We start from the raw sequence: 20,375 nt of genomic DNA, 5'->3' as shown, positions 1-20,375 counted from the left end.
CATATAAATTAGACCACATATCCATAATTGGTTATAATTGGATTATATCTATATTTGGAGGTTAACATGATTAAAGTAAATGACTATATTGAAGTATCTTTTGTTAGATTCATAGAAAAGAAAGGTTTTAATCTAGATAATGAATACACAGATAGAAATATAATCGAGGAATATTTGTATGATAACTGCACTAAGTGGGATATAAAGTTTTTCTTAAAATTGTTTCAAGATTTTCTTATAAGCCAAGGGGAAACAAATGAATCCATTATAAAAAAGTTTGAAGTGTTTGTTTCCGATTCGTTTTACCTAGAGTTTATTAACCCTACCAGTATAGACAAACAACCTCGACTTCAAGGATTCCTTAATCACTTTTACCGCTCTTTAAAAGACTCAGAGAATTATCAGGAAATGAGCGATTTCTTAATGGATTCTGCAATCAAAGCTTATAGGCAGAATACAGGGATTGAAGAATGGTTTATTTTGGTTATCGAGAAGTATGGTTCCACATTGAAAGAAGCATTTGAATTATTCACGACCAATACTCTTTATCATCATCTTTATCTCGACTTTCAAAATTGGGTCGATTCAACATTAAAAAAACAATGGTTTATTCCACGTGTAAATGAGAGGTATGATTTTTCCTTTGAAGATAGAAGAAGTAGATTATCTTATTTAATCGCCTCTCCTCCTGTTAAAATAAAATTTCATCCAAAGATGGTAACTACAGATAAGGAAATTAGAAAAGATTTTGAATTTCAATATATTGATTTTCTACAGTATTTAGAAAATAGAGGAGTTAACCTAGCAAAGACAATCACTTATCCAATAATGATGCAATTAATAGAAGATTATTGCATTGAATATGACCAACCTAAAGCGCCTTTGAAAAAGTTTGCCAAAAGCATCAATAAAAAAGACAGCCTATTTAAAAAGTTTATAGGAGATGTGAGAAAATCTCCTAAAGGAGAACCATTCAGTATTGAGAGGTTAGGGCAAACTAAAGCACATGGGCTTATTTTATTTCCCAAGCACCTTAATCTTTCCTCATTCCTTCAAATTTATTGGGATGACATTCATCATATGACTCAGGACTATTTAGATATTTATTATACAGAGGAAGATCTCAAGACAAATATAAGTGGATATAAAAGACTCAAAAATTTATCTGAAATTTACAATAAATTTATAACTTTACCAGCTTTGTTTGTTTGGGAAAAGTTTGGAACTGAAGTATATCCACTAGAGTTAATTGGATTAGAACACAAGGAAGTTTACCAAATCCTTGAGTTTTTCACAGCAGAGATTTCTAAAGGAACAGCTTTCGTAAATGCCAAGGAAAATACTAATCAACAAATCATAAAACTTAACGAGAGGAAGAAAAATATGGAGAAATATAATCTTACCGTGAATGGCAATGGCCCTGTAAACTTTGGAGAGAATCCTAAAATAGAGATTAACAAGATAGAGTATCAAACTGTCAATTCACAATCAATTGATAAAGAACAATTAATGAAAGAACTTACTTTAATCGAGGAAGGTCTCCAAAAGCTAAACAATAAAAACAATGACCAAAAAATATTGCTATCAGATATCATAGATACCCGGAAACAAGCAGAAGAAATGACATCAGAGGGAATCAAAAAGCGACTGATTGATATGGGGTCCACCCTTCTTTATAACACCGCAACTGGCGTCAATGCTGGAATAATAGCAAATATTATTTCTAAAGCTATTGGGTTATAATTAAAAGGATTCACAGGTGGCAGCGAAAATCATTAATAAATTCTTTAAAGCTTAAATTACTAACAAAACACCTCCACATTACACAATAGTTATAGGAGGTGTTTTTCCATGAAAAAGGTAGCCGGAATTCTTGGTAAGGACATAGTTAGTAAGTGGTACAAAAGACACTATAATTAGCATACTCAAAATTACAAGTCTACATTTTTTTATTTTATCCAAATAATATTCCTTTTCCCATTTCTATTACTACTCTCTCCCTATATTAGAACTCTCTTAATACTCTCACTCTTATTGGATTTATACTTAATTGGTGTATCTTTATTCGTCTCTTAAAAAATGTAGTTAGCTTCAATTTTAAAACGCAGTGTGTTTAAATCTTCCATTATTTCGTTTATAAATCATGGAGTTTTATTTTCATATTTATTACCATAATACGTCAATGTGATTATAACATTATTATAAGGATCCGTTGGATCATAATTTTCCTGATCTATGATTCCATTTATTTGAAACTCGTCACCGATTTTATATTTAATACTATTGTTTTCGTATTGATTTCCTAAAATATTCACAAAATCACTGCATCCATTATCGTCTTTTATTTCTACGGGTTTATCGCTTCCTTTATATTGTATGGTTACTTCCTTAACTGAAACCTCAGAAATTGAAAAGAAAGCTGGACAAGATGCTGTCAATGATTTTCCTTCTAAAATCTTACCTAACTCATACTTCCCTTTTATTACTTGATCGTTATTTATTTCTTTTGCTAGCCCTTCTATAGCTTCTTCAATAGGAATAGAATCTTTTACAACATTCTTACATCCTGTAATTATAAAAATTATTAATATTACAAATAAATATTTTTTCAATTATTACATCCCCTTTCTTTTGATTCTAAAACTAATACCCCTTAATTATGACCTTATAAGCCTCCCTCACCCTCTCAATATCATATTCCCACTCTGCAATCGCTGCAGCGTATCTTTTGGATCCATTTCGCTGGGCTTTGAATCTTCTAATAAAATCTGCAAGTTTGTTTATGACTGTTTGCGGGGGATATTCGGTAAGAATTTCTTCTTGGAGGATTTCCCACCTTTTCTTTCTGCTAAGTTTGGTAGTGTAGCCTTTCTCACCTAAAAATGACTTTTCAGGATACCCTATAATAGAAGACTGTGCATTCGTATTTTCTGTTACATTCATATCGGGGACTATTAGTTGTGATTCATATTGTTTCAAGAAATTAATTGCCTTTTTAAACTGATGTTCCTTCACCAACAATATCCAATGCTGTTTGGCCCTGGTTATTCTGAATGCTTACATCTGCTCCGTTGTGAATTAACATCTTCATAAATTCAATCAAAGCTTCGTCCCCATATAATGTATAACCTTCATACTTGCAAGCCATCATCAATACGGTACATCCCTCATTATCATGCATGTTAGGATCTGCACCTGCGCCTAGTAACTTCTCCCCAAATTCCACAAACCAGTTTTCAGGGTCCAACTCAATACTTAATAATGTATGCATTAAAGCTGTTCTCCCATAATTATCTTGCTTATTAACATCAAGTCCCTTATAAAGCAAATAAGTTAAAAAATCCTGATCCCGTGAAACCGAAGATGTGTGATGGAGCAATGAAAATCCCATTCCATCTACAATATTAATATTTCCAAGTTCATGAATCAGGAACGCTGCTACTTCCGTATTTTCATCCTCAACAGCATTTATTAATATCGATATGTTTTCTTCATTAAATACAGCTCCAGCATCTAACAAAATCTTCACGGTAAAAACATCACAAGAGGAAGAAGAGTAATCTAATGCCTTTGTTAGCTCTGATTGAGAAAAAGGTATATCTTGAATTAATTTAATTAACTCTTTATGGTAATTCCGAGAAGCAGCACTTACTAAAAATGAAAACTTCTTCTCATCCGGGCATAAGGAATGATACTTCTCATTCAATAGAAAATCTATTACCGGGGCACAGTCTGTTTTTAGCGAAAGAAGGAATGGATCATCTTTTAGTTCGCACGTAGGGAGGGTATGTAAATTTCTTTTGATAAATCAATTAATTCATCAATATTGCCATTTGAAATTTGTGATTTGATATTCAAGGCGTCTGCACTCCTGTTACGAGAAAATATTAAAAAGCACTCCCTAATTTATCAAGAAGTGCCTTTAAAACAAGTGAATCATAATATTTTCTCTTCATTTAGCTGATTATTAAAAGTAGTTTTTATTTACTCTCTACCACTTCCACATAATTCTCCTCAAAATTCCAAGCATCACGACACATCGCTTTTATATCTCGCTTCACTTCCCAACCTAGCTCTCGCTTTGCCTTGCATACATCAGCATAGGAGGCAGCAATATCTCCTGGACGTCTATCTACTATTTCATATGGGATAGTTATCCCAATTGCTTCTTCAAAAGCACGGATTAACTCAAATACACTTGTCCCTTTACCGGATCCCAGGTTATAGATATGGACACCCTCTGTTAAATTTTCCAGTGCAGCCACATGTCCTTCTGCAAGATCCATCACATGGATATAATCACGTACACCCGTACCATCCACTGTTGGATAATCGTAACCGAATACGTATAACTTTTCCCGCTTTCCTTTAGCTACTTGAGTAACGAAAGGCATTAGATTATTAGGGATGCCATTTGGTGCTTCTCCAATTAATCCACTTTCGTGCGCCCCTACTGGGTTAAAGTAGCGAAGAAGAGCAATAGAGAATTTAGGATTTGCCTTGGAAGTATCTGTTAGAATTTTCTCACTCATCGCTTTTGTTTCTCCATATGGGTTTGTGGTTGGCTGGAGATTCATGGTTTCAATAAAAGGCACTTGATTATCGCCATATACAGTGGCAGATGAACTAAATACAAATCGATGCACTCCATACTTTTGGCAGGCACCTGCAAGAACCATCGTACTCACTAGATTATTTTGATAGTAAGCAAGAGGTTTTGCAACAGATTCACCTACAGCTTTGTATCCAGCAAAGTGAATTACTCCGTGTATCTCATGATTGGAAAAAACCTTATCTATTGCTACTTCATTGGTAGCATCCATTTGATAAAAGATTAAGTCTTTATTCGTGAGCTGCTTTATCTTTTCTAAGGTTTCAAGATTACTATTATTTAAATTATCTACAACTATTACACTATGTCCCGCTTCTAATAAAGCAACACAAGTGTGTGAACCAATGTAGCCAGCTCCACCAGTGACAAGAATATTCATTTTTTCATCTCCCTGAATTTGAATTTTTTTTAGACATAAAAAATAACCCAGCTGATCATTCAACTCGGTTAGTCGTAAATGTTTTTTATTAATGATAATCCTTTATTACACTACTGCGGTGGGGGTCAGGCACCACCAGTAACTTTTGAAGCATCAGCATAGCATGAAGCAATATCTCCAGGTCTCCGTTCTATTATTTCATAAGGAACTTCAATACCATTAGCGTCTTCAAAGGCTTTCACTAACTCTAGTACGCTGGTACCTTGACCAGTTCCCAAGTTATAAATATGAGCACCTTCCTTAAGATTATCTAACGCTGCAACATGCCCCTCTGCTAGATCTAAGACATGAATATAGTCTCTTACTCCGGTATCATCTATAGTTGGATAGTCGTTTCCAAAAACTCGAAGTTTCTTCAGTCTTCCTTTGGCAACCTGAGTAACATATGGCATAAGGTTATTGGGAATGCCATTAGGTGCTTCACCAATCAAGCCACTTTCATGGGCTCCGACTGGATTAAAATATCTTAGAAGATCAACTGAAAATTCAGGGTTTGCTTTAGTTATATCAGTAAGAATTCGCTCACTCATAGCTTTCGTTTCACCATAAGGATTAGTAGTGGGTAACAGGTTCATAGTTTCAACGAAAGGTACTTTATTATCTCCGTAAACTGTTGCTGATGAACTGAAAACAAAACGATTCACACCATATTTCTGACAAGCTTTAGCAAGAATCATAGTGCTAGCTATATTGTTATAATAATAAGTTAATGGTATATCTACCGATTCACCTACCGCTTTTAATCCAGCAAAATGAATAACACCATCTATTTTATTATTATTAAAAATAACATCAATACCTTGTTCATCAGTTGCATCAATCTCAAAAAAAGTTACTTCTTTATCTGTAATGTTTATTATTTTCTCAATGGTCTCAAGTCTGCTATTACAAAGGTTATCAGCAATTATAACTGAATGCCCTGCTTCTAATAATGCAATACATGTATGTGAACCTATATATCCCGCGCCTCCGGTTACTAATATGTTCATTAAATGAATTCCTCCCTCCAACCTACTTCTATTTCTCTACAAATCTTGACCTATTTCTAGTGGTTACAGGCACTGTCACTTTAGCTTTAGCTTACAGGATGGTGAGCATTAAATTTTGATTTATTTTTTCGCCTGTTTTTTATAGAGGACCAAAAAATTAATAATATCCATAAAATAAATAACGGAGCAAATGCTGCTAACTGGACTACAAGGAATAAAGTAACCACTAGTACCGTCAAAGCACTAATAATTGGATCACGCGTGGAGTCTCCAATTCTACATAACAGTGATATAAAAAGCGGTCCTATTAGAAAACCAAACCAACTAAAATTAGCGATTGCTTCTTCTAACCAACTTGTCGTCATTCCCCAACCAATATATTGAGGTGGCATAGATAACATTGCAGAAGTAAAATAAACTGCATATGGCCATGGTTTTTCCGGCCACCACTTTCTTGGAATATACATTAATAAATTGTAAAGTATACTTTGTCCTCTATACTCTAATATCTCCATACGATCAGGATGTATCTCGGAATAGATTGTCATCTTTGTTACATCATCTCTACCATAATCAACTCTTATATTTTCATATTTTTGCTTAAAACTTAAACTAGGACCGTTGTCGTATCTTAAATTTTGCTGGTAAAGGCTAGAATATCCGACAATAAATATTACCGCTATCATGATTGAGACAAGTAATCTCCAAGACTTTAATAATCCATTATGCCAAAGAGCATAGCCAAGCATTAACACAACTACAGCGACAATCGCTCTCTTACCATTAAGCCATACTGAAAATATTAGCCAAGGAAGAATGATTAAAACATTCGATAATTTAAGTTTATCCCTTAATAAAAGAAGTGCACATCCACTAACTACACTTATAAACGTAATTAACGAAATAATAGAATGGTAGGATCGTATTTCTTCACTAATGAATTCCCCTACCAATATTGCTCCATAATGTGTATAGAATAATGGATTAGGAGCAAAAATTAAAGCTATTAATGGGCTAATTAATAAGATTACAAAGAGCGGTCTAAACGGTTTGAATAATTGATAATCAACCTTTTTTATTAAATCCCTTGAATATTTCTTTGGTTTTCCTGTTAACCACCAAATTATTGGTATGAAACTAATATAAAAACAATAAATTATAGATACAAGATCATCATTTTTTGAAAGCTCAAAACCAGGGTAATATCTGTAAAAAGGTTTACCTATAAAGAGATCTAAGGCAATAGGTATTGCAAAAAAAACATAAAGTACAATAATTGCAAAAAGAATTGAATAAAATGTCCTCTTAACTAATTTCACAATTGAAAATACAAACCATATAGTCAGCCATGTAAATGTTAAGAAGTTTAATATATCAACCATAAATATTCTCCATTTTTCTTACCACGCTTCTAAGATCATATCCTGAAACCCTAAGGGCATTCTCTCTTTCCTCCCAAGATGGTAAGTTTAAAACTAATGAATTTATTATCTCTTTTGTCCAAGTATCAATACCAGCTTTTAAATCTACAAACTTAATTAATTGATTATTCATATCAACTTCTTTAGTTATAGAGCTAGATATAACACATGGTATTCCAGCAGCCTGTGCTTCTACAAGAACGACTGGTAATCCTTCAAAAAGAGATGGAAATAAAAATAGATCAATTGCTGATAATATTTCTGGTACATCATTTCTAACACCAAGAAAGTGAACGTTGCTTTGTATCCCTTTATTAAATACTAAATCCTCTATCTCTTTTTTTAATGCTCCTTCACCAACAAGTAATAGGTTAGAATCAGGAGATTCCTTTAAAACTCCCTCGAATACTTCTATTAATAAATGATGGTTCTTTTGCTTGCTAAAACGACCAATATGCCCTAATAATGGGCCATTGACTGGTAAGTTTAGTTTTTTCCTTAACTCTTTTTTATCTAATTCAATATTTTTGAAAGGAACAAGATCTACCGCATTTGGTATGACAAATACTCTATTGTCTTCCCAACAATTTATTCCGAATAAAGACTCACATGCTGCTTTAGAACATCCAGGAAGGTGTGTTGCATTTTTATCAATTAGCCTACTTGTGTACCAACGATATAAATTCCTTTTTATTGAAGATGCATGTCCATCTTGTGTATTATGGCTGTGAGCTAACCTGATAGGTATATCCATTTGTTTGGCAATTTGTAGTACAAACCCACTAAAATGATGAACATGGCTATGAATTCCTTCAAATGGTCCTTTACTTTTTATAGTTTCTTTAAGTGCTTGTCTGTAAGCTTTTAATCCTGAAGTAGTGGGATTTGGGTGACTGAATATTCGACCGCCTAATGATTTTATTTCCTCATCGAAATGACACTGCTCGGATGTATTTACCGCAAAGTCAAATTGAATCTTTGTCCGATCAATCTTTCTATATATATTCATAATTAAGGTTTCAGCACCGCCGCGATTCATTGCGCCAACTATGTGCAGTATTCTAACTTGATTATTATTATCCATTATTGAATTGACCTCCAGATTGCTTTCTTTTATCTCTAAAAATGAAAATATTAATTAGTAAACTACCAAGAAATTGAATTACCCCGGCAATTATTAATCCGTAAATTGCCCCCCTCATACCAAAAACGGGCACTAATAAAATTGAAAATATTACATTGGAGAGTGTTACAACAATGAATAGTAAAGGTTGGATTTTAAACAAACGCGCAGCGGTCATACTGTAACCTAAAAATGAACTTAAATACGCAAAAAAAGCATAGACCATTACAAGCACAAACTCACTTGAATAATTACTATATTCATTATTGTACAAAAGACTCAATATCTGCTTTCCAAAGAAAAATGCAATTAATATTCCTAAACTGCCTAATAAAGAAGCTATAATAACTAATTTTACTAATAACCGTCTAGCTTCTTTCAACTCTCTATTCGCAAAATTTTTAGAAAGCCTTGGCGTTGCAGACTGCCCTAATGCATTTACAACCGTTGTTCCTGCAATAACAATATATGCGATAGCAGAATAATATCCTAAAGAATCAGCATCTAAATAATGGTCGATTATATATCTTGGAACATTTGAATTAAAAGATAGTAACATCATTACAATTCCTAAAGGTAAACTTAATCGGATTAATTCAAAAAAGGAACCTTTTTCAAAATAAGGTTTTATTGTAGTGAGATGGCGTACATTTTTAATATCATATAGTAACATAACTAGTAACCATGCAAATGCTAAAGCTACTACACTATAAATTAAATTTTGTGTTATCAATAAGGTTATTCCCATAAAAAGAATGGAGGTAATACCTTTTATAATCATAGATTTTGATATAAAATCCATTCTCTCTTCTTTCTGTAATACTCCATATATCACATCACTAGTAGCCTCTATACCTTTTGCAAGACAGATTATTAATAGAACTGCAACCGTTTGGTAATTGTAATTTGCCATAAAAATTATAATTGAAATGATAATTATTGCTAATAATATACAAATTAATCTTAAACCAAGATAATTGTTAAAGGAGTGTTTTCCTTCGGTATCCGTAGCTATTACTGATCTTAATTGTAAATTGGTTAACATAAAAACTGGTGCTGTTAGCGCTAACCCTAAAGAATAAATACCGACCATATCAGGACTTCCGAATTTCGCCAACATTATTAATAATCCCCATTGACAAGCAGCATAAATGATATTACCAATTAAAGTCCAAGAAAAATTCAGACGTAGAGACAGTGGGATTTTATTTTTTTCTAACGTTTTCATATACGATCATCCCTTATTATTAACCTTTGCTCAATTCACAGAACTCTTTATAGAAAGTAAGCCTCTTATTTTCTAATAATTTTGTATCAAATTCTTTCGCCTTTTTAAAACTACGGCATGCCTCTTCTAGCATCATGTTCTTATCCGTGTTTTTTAGCAATCTGTATATCTCATCTACTGATCCAGCACTAAAAGTAAAGTTTTCATCTATCAGTTCAGGTATCCCTCCTATATTAGAGCCCAAAGATGGACATCCTCTACTCATAGCCTCAACCAAAGCTCGAGGTAACCCTTCTGTTTTACTTGGCTGAATATAAATATCGATATTATCCAAGTACTCAAATACTTTTTCATGAGGTAACGATCCTAGAAACTTTACCTTATCAAGAACACCATATTTTTCTGCAATAGACTTCAAATAGGTGTTCTCACCGCCTCCTGCTAAGTGATACTCGATGTTATAACCTTCCCTAATTAACCTTGACATAGCTTTAATGACATATTCTTGCCCTTTATATTTTACATTTACAGCAGCAGTAGTTCCAATTATTAAAGGCTTGTCTTCTTGATTATTAATTCTTAATAACCGCTTCTTAAGTATACCTTCATCTAATTTAGGTAAAGATACATCCGAACACCCTATCACTCTACCTTTACAAGGATATCTATGCTGTAAAAATTCATTTGTTACATATAATGTGTAAGGTGCTCTTTTCACAGCTCTTTTCATAGCTAAATAACTAGGTAAAGCAGCGAACTTCCCTTTATAACTATGACTCCAGTAAACATCCCTAGGACAACCTACCACTTCTACAAGATATGGTTTTTGTTTTGTTTTTGCTGTTTTAACTACTATATTTCCTGTTACGCATGGCAGGCGAGCAATAATTATGTCAGCTTCTGCTACCGCCTTTTCTATTTGTCCTTTTACTTTTAGACTGTTATAAATGATCTCTTTCAAAGAAGATATATTGGGACATTCCGTAACATAAAAGTTCTCTGAATTTATTTTCGTAAATTTTTTAAGTTCTTTCTCATCAAAAACTTCTTTAACTCGTGTAAAGATATTTACTTCATTAGCAATTTTAAAATATCGGGATAGCATTTTATCTGTGATAGTTCTACTATAATAATTCCCTTCTTTATCTTTAATAAGCGGGCCGGTATAACTAAATAATAATTTCATGTTATAACCCTCTAACTCTTTAATATTAATAAGTCTTTCTTTATCTTAGTCGTAGATATCTCGGGCGTTCTTTGTAAGTAGACCACCTCACAAGAATCTTCTAAAAAGTTAAACTTATCTTTCCAGTCATCACCCATTACAAATGTATCAACTCTATATTCTTGGACATCTTTAACCTTCTGGTCCCAATTTTTTTCAGGTATTACCAAATCTACGTATCTAATAGCTTCTAACAATTTTTTTCTTTCTTCATAGGTGAAATAAGTATTTTTGCCCTTTTGCTCGCTGTTAAATTCATCTGTAGATAATGCAACAATCAGATAATCACCTAATGCCTTAGCTCTACGCAACAAGTTTATATGGCCATAATGTAACAAATCAAAAGTACCGTATGTTATTACTCTTTTCATCTTCAATCCCCTCATTCTGAATTAATATTTTTATAAATAGTATCTAAAGAAACTTTTGTTCCATTTCCATAACTCTGAACGTAGAAGCTGCGAAAGTCCCTCACTAACTTCATCACATTTTTATATGGTAAGTCCTTAATTAACTCTAATAGTTCATTCTCGTTAATTGTTCCACCAGGCAATGATTCTCTAATATCAAAGTACAATCCACGTCTATCGACATAATTTTCATAGTCGTATGCATAGCAAAGCATAGGTCTATCTAATATCGAGTAATCAAAGAAAATACTAGAATAATCCGAGATTAATAAATCGGATGCTATCATTAGGTCATTCAATACTGGATAGTTAGATACATCATACACAAATCCATTATCAGCTTTTACATTCAATACTTCTGCCACTTCGTAATGCGCACGAAGTAAAACGATATACTCACTGCCAATTTCCCTTTTCCATTTATCAAAATCAATTGGAGGAGCAATCACGCAATTAAGCTGGTTGTCTCTTTCATATTCCCGAAAGGTAGGTGCATAAAGGATTACTTTCTTATCTAAAGGTAATCCTATTTTCTGCATCATTTCCTTCTTGGTCTTAGCAGTAGCTTTTGCCAAACTATCATTTCTTGGCAAACCGCATACCAAAAATTTCTCCCTATCTATATTAAAGACTCTTGAAAAAATATCAGCTTCATACTTACTTTGCGAAGTCATTATATCAACATTCCATTTAGCCTTTGTCCCGAATGATTTATTCCCATTAGAAATATCCATTCCCATTTTTTTAATTGGCGTTCCATGCCAGGTGTTGAAATAGAAGGTGTTCTTCCCTTTGAAACTTAACCCCCGTTCTACCCTAGAATTAGTAATCCAACATTGTGCCTTTAAAGCCGTAATAAAATACTTAAATGAATCAGTTTTTGCTTTTCTTCCTCTTGGAATTATAAAATCACCTGGATTGTGAAAAGCCCAAACTAATTTATAGTTTTTAAAACGATTATCTTTAATCATCTCATCATATATTTCCCTTGGGCTATCATCAAATTTCTTTCCACCAAAACTGATAAAAAGAACCAGCTTATCGTCTGGCTTAACCATAAACTTAATAAGGTTTAATATAAGTGAACCAGCCCAATAATAAATTATATATAATGGCTTAAAATATTTTATAATCTTCATTAAATATCTCTTCAACGTTACACCTCTGAATATATTTTCTCCATATCATTAATTACATTATTTATATCGAATGCCAATATTAATCTATTATTATATTCACCCATAACCTCTCTTTGAGAAGTATTCTGCTCTAATTTTTTAATAGCATTCGAGAAGCCTTCAATATTATCTGGCTCTAGTAAGTAACCCCCACTACCATCTTGAATTAAATCACTATTTCCTCTAATTCTCGAACAAACCACTGGTAGTCCCGAGCACATAGCTTCCATTAGAGACAGTGATAATCCCTCACGGAATGAAGGGAACGCGAAAATATCTGAAACTTGACTAATTTCAGCTATATCTGTTCGATACCCAAATAACCTTACTTGCTCCTCCAATCCTAGTTCCTTAACTAGTTTTTTTAGGTGGTTTTTTAGCAGGCCTTCTCCACATATTACGTAATAAATATTAGGGTTACCTAATTTCGCTATAGCTCTAATAATGGTTTCATGATTTTTATTCTTATTCAACTCTCCAACAGAAAGAACGATTATACTATCCTTTGGAATCCCAATTTCATTGCGTTTTTTTGTTTTATTTACTAGTATCTCACTGAATTTATGAGTATCTATTCCAACACCAGGAACATACTCTATATGTTTAGCTTTAAATTTCTGGGCCCTACTATAATCTTCTTTATTAATAGTAATAAGTACATCTGTATATCTCGCTAACCATCTCTCAACTGGATAATATAATAACCAATTTGTAATAGGTGCACCTTTATAAAAATGAAATCCATGGGCAGTATAGAAGACCTTAGTGTTATCCCTTCTTGTGTTACGTGCTGCTATTCTTGCCAGAACTCCGCCCATTGGTGTATGACAATGAATAATATCAAATTCATTCGAATCTATTATTTGTTTTAGCTGTTTATAGGTGTTAAAATTATTTTTTTTAATTGGCGACCTTTCAAAAGGAAGGTCATAATAAATGTCGCAATATGGTATGACACATTCTTCTTTGTTTTCATAATCATTTTTTGCACAAACATATGTCTCATATCCATTCTCTTTAAACCATTTTAAAAAAGGAATATGGAACACCATAATATGAGCTTTTACAACAGTAGCTACTAACAATACTTTTTTCTTTTTCATTTTCATTTCTCCGTTAATCTTATAGATGTCTCAAAATCATAAATTGTATATCTATTTTTGTATTCATCTATTTGCTTATCATATACCAAGTTACCAAAAATCTTCTTTACTGTGCTAATCCTAATTAGTCTTATGAAAAAATTAAATGATTTTGTCATTCTTATCTTAGTACCGTGTAATTCTGCTATCATTTCAACCATTTCTGACGTACAGACATAGTCAGCATTCTGGGGGAAGAATAAACCAGAGTTAGAATCATCTATTATGAATCGTATAAATTCACTTAGATTATCAATATAAATCATACTACGCATATTCTCTATTCTTGGAAATATGGGAATCTTTAGTGCGAGACTTCCTAATCTGGAATAGTTACCTTTACAACCTTTACCATATATCATTGGAGGACGAATAATTGCTAGCTTAAACTCATTACTCTCTAGAGGTTTTATTAACTCCTCGGCTTGTAGCTTAGATTTACCATAATTACTTTTAGGTTTAAGAGGAGAGCTTTTATCGATCACACCACTCTCAATCCCATAAACACTCATGGAACTAAGAAATATGAACTGTTTAACGCCTTCAAATTTTGCCTTTTGAGCAACTTCGTAAGCTAAATCACGGTTCACCTTGTAATAAAGAGATGCATTTTCCTTTGTTTCCTTTATATGCGCTATACCCGCTACACAAACTACAGCATCATATTTAGAGAAGTCTTTGTCCTTCCACGATTCACTTCTTAAACTAATTGAATCTAATAAATATTTATCTGGATAATTTGCAAGCCATTTTTGCAAACTAGTTCCTACATAGCTACTTTTCCCTGTTATTAGTATTTTTTTCATTTTGAAATGCGCTCCTTAGCACTTGCTACTTCCTTCTTACTAGTCACTCCCGTACCACCTTCAACAACACCGTCACTTTTTACAACACTAACGATGGTGCCAAAGAAGCACTTTACATCCATCAACAGACTAATCTTTTCAACGTACTCCCCATCCAAATTCGCTTTCACCTCAATAGGAAGCTCATCTCTACCATTGATCTGAGCCCAACCAGTTATGCCAGGTGGTACATCATTGGCCCCATATTTATCTCGTTCAGTTATTAAATCATACTGGTTCCAAAGCGCTGGTCTCGGACCAATGATACTCATCTGACCAACAAAGATATTCCAGATTTGTGGAAGTTCATCTAGTGAAGTTTTCCTCAAGAACTTACCCATTTTAGTAATGTATTGATCCGGGTTATCTAACAAATGAGTGGGAGTGTCCTTAGGCGTATCTATTCTCATTGTACGAAACTTCAATATATTGAAATGTGTCTTATTGATTCCAATACGCTTTTGTTTGAACAGAACAGGGCCTCTAGAATCAAGTTTAATAGCAATAATGAGGATTAAGAAAATAGGTGATAAAACAATAAGTCCAATAAAGGAAAGAAGAATATCTATTAGTCTTTTGACTTTCATATACATGCCTGTAACACTCCTTGAAAAGTTATTTAGTAAGTTAATACTTAATTGGAATCTTCAAATCTCCATTCCAATCAACTACTAAACCACTAAAATTGTTATCTATAAAGCATAGCCACCTCGCATTAAATATGCAATATGAGAAATAGATGAAAATATCAACACGTAGTATATATTCGTTGAAAAATTCAACTTAAACCACTACATATTGTGTTTTCTTATCGAAATCCAATACTCACCTCGTAATATCTATTCAATCTACCTTACAAATACGAAATAGATATTCTTACATTCATCACTTATAATCGTGTTTCTTCCTATTATATACCATTCAATCAATCTATAAATCCCACTAAAAATGCCCCAATCCCTTATCCCGCAAGGTTTCTAGCGTTTAATCTAACTATGATAGTCAGTTCCTTAACTCCATTCAATATTTTTCCATATTTTAGGTTCTTAAAAAGCCCGTCAAATCAACGTTTTCCAGAATCAAAACACCTTATTTTAGCCTTTTTATCTTTTTATACTAACAAAATGATACTATGTTAAATAGATAAAACCCATATATTGAACATTACCTAGATTTTTAACTAAATATCATACTACATGTTGTGGTTATCTGATTACGATAGTCAATTCCCCATCCACCATTCAAAAAAACACCCACAATCAATCCCCTGAACAACGACCAAAAAATCACACCCTACAAATAAGGCACGCCATCTCCCACATCACCATCCTCTTCAGGAACAACTTCAGAGTGTACACTACAAATAACAGCACCCTCCTCATAAACAAACTCCCCACGACCAGGACACAAATCTCTATCATATTGCCTCAAAAATTCAGCAAACAAAACCTCAGAAGTATCTTCACCCTCCAAAGTTAAATATTGACGATAGTCCTTCTCCACTGTCACTCGATTAAGATGACAAACATCCTTTTCCGATTTTTCAATAATAGAAGAGTAAGATAACACCGCAATCGACATAACAATTCCCAATACCACAATCACGGCTAACAATTCGATTAATGTAAATCCCCTATCATTACCATTTCTACAAATAATCCACTTACCCCTATTCACCCAGTAGTTCCTCCTAGTTATCTTTATGTACATGAAAGAAATAATCTAGGTGTTCAAATACTTCATGAATTTAACTACCATTACCATAAATAGTCACGAGACCGAAAGGGCTCGCAATAAAAACAGCTCCACAATCCCACACATCAACAAAAAAAGAGAACGGATCACCTCTAGATCCATCCTCTTCTCATAATAATCCTACTTCACAATAACATCTTCCTCTTCCAAAACCCTCTTCAAGTACTCCAAAACCTGCCCCCTCAGATCCTCCCTCTCCAAAGCAAAATCCAAAGTAGCCTTAATAAACCCAAACTTATCCCCAACATCATGCCTTACCCCATCAAACTCACACCCAACAACCATCTGCATTTCATTCAACTTCTTAATAGCATCAGTCAGCTGTATCTCTCCACCAGCTCCCGGTGTCTGGTTCTCTAAAATCTCAAAAATCTCCGGTCGCAATATATACCGCCCCATAATGGCATAGTTAGAAGGTGCAACTTCTTTCTTAGGCTTCTCCACCAAATCATCAATATGGAAGATACCTTGATCCATTCCATTATTGCTGATAGAAATCACACCATACTTCGAAACATCTTCTTCCGGAACCTGCTTGACTCCAATGACGGAGGAGTTATAGCGGCTGTATACATCAATCAACTGCTTCAAGCAAGGCTTTTCCGGAGAATGAACAATATCATCCCCAAGCAATACCGCAAATGGCTCGTCACCGATAAATCGGCTGGCACATGCAATCGCATGCCCTAAACCAAGCGGCTCTTTTTGACGTATATAGTGAATGTTAGCCAACTTCGAAATCCCTTGAACCTCTGCCAGCTGCTCAAGCTTCCCCTTTTTCGCCAATGTTTCTTCGAGCTCATAAGACTTATCAAAGTGATCCTCAATCGCACGCTTTCCCCGTCCCGTAACGATGATGATATCTTCAATTCCAGAAGCAACAGCCTCTTCAATGATATATTGAATTGTCGGCTTATCGACGATCGGCAGCATTTCCTTCGGCTGCGCCTTGGTAGCAGGCAGGAACCTTGTCCCAAGCCCTGCTGCCGGAATGATGGCTTTTCTTACTCTTTGCATTCAGTAATCCCCCCTATTACACATGATTCAATAAATCGATTTCCTTTTTATTGGCCATGCCTAAGACTATTTCTTTCAACCGTTCTGGTTCCATTTCTAAAAATGAATCAATCAAGTGATTAACTGTTGAATAATTGAACTCCACTGTTTTCCCAATGAAAATCTTCGGAAATACCGGTTTCTGATGAACTTCATTTTCCCCAAGAAGCTCTTCGAACATCTTCTCACCAGGGCGGATTCCGGCGAATTTGATTCCGATTTCTTCTATTGTATAGCCTGACAGTTGAATCAAGTTTTTCGCTAGATCGACAATCTTGACCGGCTCTCCCATATCGAGGACAAAGACTTCTCCTCCACGAGCTAGTGCACCTGCCTGAAGTACGAGTCTCGACGCTTCCGGTATGGTCATGAAGTACCTCGTCATATCCGGATGAGTTACTGTAACCGGACCGCCTGTCTGAATTTGCTTTTTGAACAATGGAATAACGCTGCCGCGGCTGCCGAGTACATTCCCGAATCGAACAGCGACATACTTAGTCGAGCTGTGCTTGTCTAGGTTTTGGATAACCATTTCAGCAATGCGCTTTGTGGAACCCATTACGTTCGTTGGATTCACAGCTTTATCTGATGATACAAGCACAAATGTCTCTACACCGAACGTGTCGGCTGCTTCTGCGACGTTCCGTGTTCCGATGACATTGTTTTTGACAGCTTCTTTCGGATTATATTCCATCAACGGCACATGCTTATGGGCAGCTGCATGATAGACAACATCCGGACGGTGCCTTTCAACAATTTCAAAGATACGGTCTCGGTCCTGGACATCTGCAATGACAGGGATGATTTCGATCTCTTCAAGCTTCAGTCCTCTCAGCTCCATATCGATTCCATAGATGCTGTTTTCTCCATGTCCTAAAAGCAATAGCTTCTTCGGGTTGAAGCGGGAAATCTGACGGCAGATCTCCGAACCGATGGAACCGCCTGCTCCCGTTACAAGGATGGTCTTGCCGGTTACGTACTCCGAGATGCTTTCGATATCAAGCTTGACCGGCTCCCTTCCAAGAAGGTCCTCCACTTGGACATCACGGAATTGATTGACGGATACCTTGCCGGAGATGATATCTTCAATCATCGGCATGATCTGCGTCTTTGCTGCTGTTTTGGCGCATTCATCAAAGATTCTCTTTAAGTCCTGTTTCGATAAGGACGGGATTGCAATGATGATGTTATCGATTTTATAGCTTTCAACCGCCTGTTTGATGGTTGTCGAATCGCCGACAACCGGTATTCCGAAATATTGAAGCCGGAATTTCTTCGGATCGTCATCGATATAGGCTACAGGCATCAAGTCAGTATCTGCATTCTTATTCAGCTGACGGACGGCCATATGCCCTCCCGCACCCGCTCCGATAATCAAGGTGCGTTTTTTAATTCGATTCGTATGTATGTATCGATCACGGTAAACTCGCCACGAGAAGCGTGAACCACCAATGAAAATAATATGTAGCATCCACGTGATCATCAAAGCACGGAAATAAATGTCTCCGTTATAAAGGAATTGGATGATGGCTGTTGTGATGATCGAATAGGTGACTGCTTTGACAATCGCTGTCAATTCACTGACGCTTGCATATTCCCATGCCTTGTTATACAAGCGGTAAAGAGAGGCAAACAAATGATGGCTGACTAATAATGCAATGGAACTCAATATGAGTTTCGGATACTGAAGGACCACCAAATACGGATGCAGTGTGAGGTAGCTTAAGTAGATAGCCGACAAAACAATGATTGAATCTAATACAATTAACAAACTCAGCCTTTTGTGATACGTCAAATCTCTTTCCCCCTTTTTAAATCAATATTTGTAATACTTCTTTTAGGATAAAAATAAATACCTAGTGAAAACACACGTGTCTTGACATGCGCTTTCACTAAGTATTCATATGAATATTCCCTTAATAAATAAGGTGGGCATCTAACCCGCCCTCACGCCACACTATCGACGACTACGCGTCTAAGGTCCTGCTGATTACCACTGCCCACAGCATGGCCGAGTACCTCCATTGATAACGGAAAGGAGACATTACCAGTTATGTAAAATTTTTTAAACCAGATAAAAATCAAGGAATCTTCTTAAAAGATTCCTAGGAATTTCTTCTTCCCAACCCTTTCAGGCATTTCTTTGAGTACACTTTTGCCTTCAAATAAAAGATATGGATTTTCCTGAAATAGATATTCCACATCTGTTCCGAACTGCTTCTTAATCCGGCTGTAGGCTTCTGCCATATAAAAGCCCCGGGTAGTATTATTGTGGGCGTCCGATGCAACAAAATGCGTCAAATTCGCGGCGATAAGCTGAGCAGAAAACCTTTGGATTTTCTTTCCGAATTTACCGGCCACGCTTCCTGCCGTAACTTGTGTGAATGCACCGTTTTTTACCAATTTATAAAGGAGATCTGGATTCTCCATCAGTTCTTGATTACGCTCCGGATGAACAATGATTGGCATGAGCCCTTTCAACTGGAGATCGTATAAGAGCTTTTCCGCATATCTCGGGACATGTCCGGATGGAAACTCAATCAGAATGAATGGCGTTCTGTCAGCAAGCGTGAGGATGTCCCCACTCTCGTATTCCTCCATGATTTCTCCGAATACTCTGACTTCCTGGCCCGCAAGGATCTCTATATCGACTCTCTGTTCCTTAAGATAGTCATTGAGTTTTGCTGCTTCTTCAAGGACGGATTCTTTCGGATTCACATACTTTTCGTTCTTATGATGGGGAGTGGCGATGATCGTATGAATGCCTTCCTCTTCTGCTTTTTTAGCCATCAGCAAGCTTGCTTCCAGATCTGCTGCTCCATCGTCCAACCCTGGAAGTATATGACAATGCAAATCAATCATTACGCCTCACTCCTTGTCGAAAAGTAAAAACAGTACTTTAATAGTACTATTTACTCATTTATCTGTAAACCGTTGTAAATTGTCGAATCT

Annotated in this window: 19 protein-coding genes; 1 reads left to right on the top strand and 18 read right to left on the bottom strand. The window is 35.2% G+C overall.

The genetic code is table 11. From position 1 onward, the window contains the following. Window positions 1-66: 66 nt before the first annotated feature. On the top strand, window positions 67-1,743 hold the full coding sequence (locus DFR59_RS12555) for a hypothetical protein (protein ID WP_114745996.1): 1,677 nt from the start codon (window positions 67-69) through the stop codon (window positions 1,741-1,743). 398 nt (window positions 1,744-2,141) lie between these two features. Here DFR59_RS12555 and DFR59_RS12550 read toward each other — a convergent pair whose 3' ends face one another. The 18 genes from DFR59_RS12550 to DFR59_RS12465 all read right to left on the bottom strand — a co-directional run bounded on the left by DFR59_RS12550 (window position 2,142) and on the right by DFR59_RS12465 (window position 20,285). Next, window positions 2,142-2,612, bottom strand: a complete 471-nt coding sequence (locus tag DFR59_RS12550) for a hypothetical protein (protein ID WP_114745995.1) — start codon at window positions 2,610-2,612, stop codon at window positions 2,142-2,144. A gap of 31 nt (window positions 2,613-2,643) precedes the next feature. After that, entirely contained in the window at window positions 2,644-3,015 is a 372-nt protein-coding gene (locus DFR59_RS12545; RefSeq protein WP_114745994.1) for a hypothetical protein, read from the bottom strand. Next, the gene (locus DFR59_RS12540) at window positions 2,996-3,706 is read right to left on the bottom strand and encodes an ankyrin repeat domain-containing protein (protein WP_147278272.1); all 711 of its coding nucleotides are present in this window, start codon (window positions 3,704-3,706) and stop codon (window positions 2,996-2,998) included. The genes DFR59_RS12545 and DFR59_RS12540 overlap by 20 nt, the downstream gene beginning before the upstream one ends. A 274-nt stretch (window positions 3,707-3,980) precedes the next feature. Continuing rightward, window positions 3,981-4,991 (bottom strand): UDP-glucose 4-epimerase GalE, encoded by a 1,011-nt coding sequence (gene galE, locus DFR59_RS12535; protein ID WP_114745992.1) that lies wholly within the window; start codon window positions 4,989-4,991, stop codon window positions 3,981-3,983. Between the two features lie 125 nt (window positions 4,992-5,116). Beyond that, window positions 5,117-6,040 (bottom strand): UDP-glucose 4-epimerase GalE, encoded by a 924-nt coding sequence (galE, locus tag DFR59_RS12530; RefSeq protein WP_114745991.1) that lies wholly within the window; start codon window positions 6,038-6,040, stop codon window positions 5,117-5,119. An 86-nt stretch (window positions 6,041-6,126) separates the two neighbouring features. Then, the gene (locus DFR59_RS12525; RefSeq protein ID WP_114745990.1) at window positions 6,127-7,422 is read right to left on the bottom strand and encodes a hypothetical protein; all 1,296 of its coding nucleotides are present in this window, start codon (window positions 7,420-7,422) and stop codon (window positions 6,127-6,129) included. Next, window positions 7,415-8,545, bottom strand: coding sequence for a glycosyltransferase family 1 protein (locus DFR59_RS12520; protein WP_114745989.1), 1,131 nt, complete (start codon window positions 8,543-8,545; stop codon window positions 7,415-7,417). The genes DFR59_RS12525 and DFR59_RS12520 overlap by 8 nt, the downstream gene beginning before the upstream one ends. Then, the gene (locus tag DFR59_RS12515; RefSeq protein ID WP_114745988.1) at window positions 8,538-9,812 is read right to left on the bottom strand and encodes an oligosaccharide flippase family protein; all 1,275 of its coding nucleotides are present in this window, start codon (window positions 9,810-9,812) and stop codon (window positions 8,538-8,540) included. The genes DFR59_RS12520 and DFR59_RS12515 overlap by 8 nt, the downstream gene beginning before the upstream one ends. Window positions 9,813-9,831: 19 nt before the next feature. Next, window positions 9,832-10,998, bottom strand: coding sequence for a glycosyltransferase (locus DFR59_RS12510; RefSeq protein WP_114745987.1), 1,167 nt, complete (start codon window positions 10,996-10,998; stop codon window positions 9,832-9,834). A gap of 11 nt (window positions 10,999-11,009) precedes the next feature. Continuing rightward, on the bottom strand, window positions 11,010-11,408 hold the full coding sequence (gene tagD, locus DFR59_RS12505; protein ID WP_114745986.1) for a glycerol-3-phosphate cytidylyltransferase: 399 nt from the start codon (window positions 11,406-11,408) through the stop codon (window positions 11,010-11,012). Window positions 11,409-11,419: 11 nt separating this feature from the next. After that, complete coding sequence (locus DFR59_RS12500) at window positions 11,420-12,586, bottom strand: CDP-glycerol glycerophosphotransferase family protein (protein WP_114745985.1); 1,167 nt, start codon at window positions 12,584-12,586, stop codon at window positions 11,420-11,422. Window positions 12,587-12,603: 17 nt separating this feature from the next. Continuing rightward, entirely contained in the window at window positions 12,604-13,728 is a 1,125-nt protein-coding gene (locus DFR59_RS12495; protein WP_114745984.1) for a glycosyltransferase family 4 protein, read from the bottom strand. A 2-nt stretch (window positions 13,729-13,730) separates the two neighbouring features. Beyond that, the gene (locus tag DFR59_RS12490; RefSeq protein ID WP_114745983.1) at window positions 13,731-14,573 is read right to left on the bottom strand and encodes an NAD-dependent epimerase/dehydratase family protein; all 843 of its coding nucleotides are present in this window, start codon (window positions 14,571-14,573) and stop codon (window positions 13,731-13,733) included. Further along, the gene (locus DFR59_RS12485; RefSeq protein WP_114745982.1) at window positions 14,570-15,205 is read right to left on the bottom strand and encodes a sugar transferase; all 636 of its coding nucleotides are present in this window, start codon (window positions 15,203-15,205) and stop codon (window positions 14,570-14,572) included. Before DFR59_RS12485 ends, DFR59_RS12490 begins: the two co-directional genes overlap by 4 nt. 700 nt (window positions 15,206-15,905) lie before the next feature. Further along, window positions 15,906-16,289, bottom strand: coding sequence for a type II secretion system protein (locus DFR59_RS12480; protein WP_245948479.1), 384 nt, complete (start codon window positions 16,287-16,289; stop codon window positions 15,906-15,908). 198 nt (window positions 16,290-16,487) lie between these two features. Beyond that, window positions 16,488-17,384 carry a UTP--glucose-1-phosphate uridylyltransferase GalU gene (gene galU, locus DFR59_RS12475; protein WP_114745980.1) on the bottom strand — a complete coding sequence of 299 codons (897 nt, stop codon included), beginning with the start codon at window positions 17,382-17,384 and terminating at the stop codon, window positions 16,488-16,490. Window positions 17,385-17,400: 16 nt separating this feature from the next. Further along, on the bottom strand, window positions 17,401-19,218 hold the full coding sequence (locus DFR59_RS12470) for a polysaccharide biosynthesis protein (RefSeq protein WP_114745979.1): 1,818 nt from the start codon (window positions 19,216-19,218) through the stop codon (window positions 17,401-17,403). A 299-nt stretch (window positions 19,219-19,517) separates the two neighbouring features. Then, entirely contained in the window at window positions 19,518-20,285 is a 768-nt protein-coding gene (locus DFR59_RS12465; protein WP_114745978.1) for a tyrosine-protein phosphatase, read from the bottom strand. Window positions 20,286-20,375 lie beyond the last annotated feature (90 nt).

The organism is Falsibacillus pallidus (assembly GCF_003350505.1).
GTDB lineage: Bacteria > Bacillota > Bacilli > Bacillales > DSM-25281 > Falsibacillus > Falsibacillus pallidus.
The sequence above is the reverse complement of the archived record's forward strand: the minus strand, read 5'-3'. Positions and strand labels throughout refer to the sequence as shown.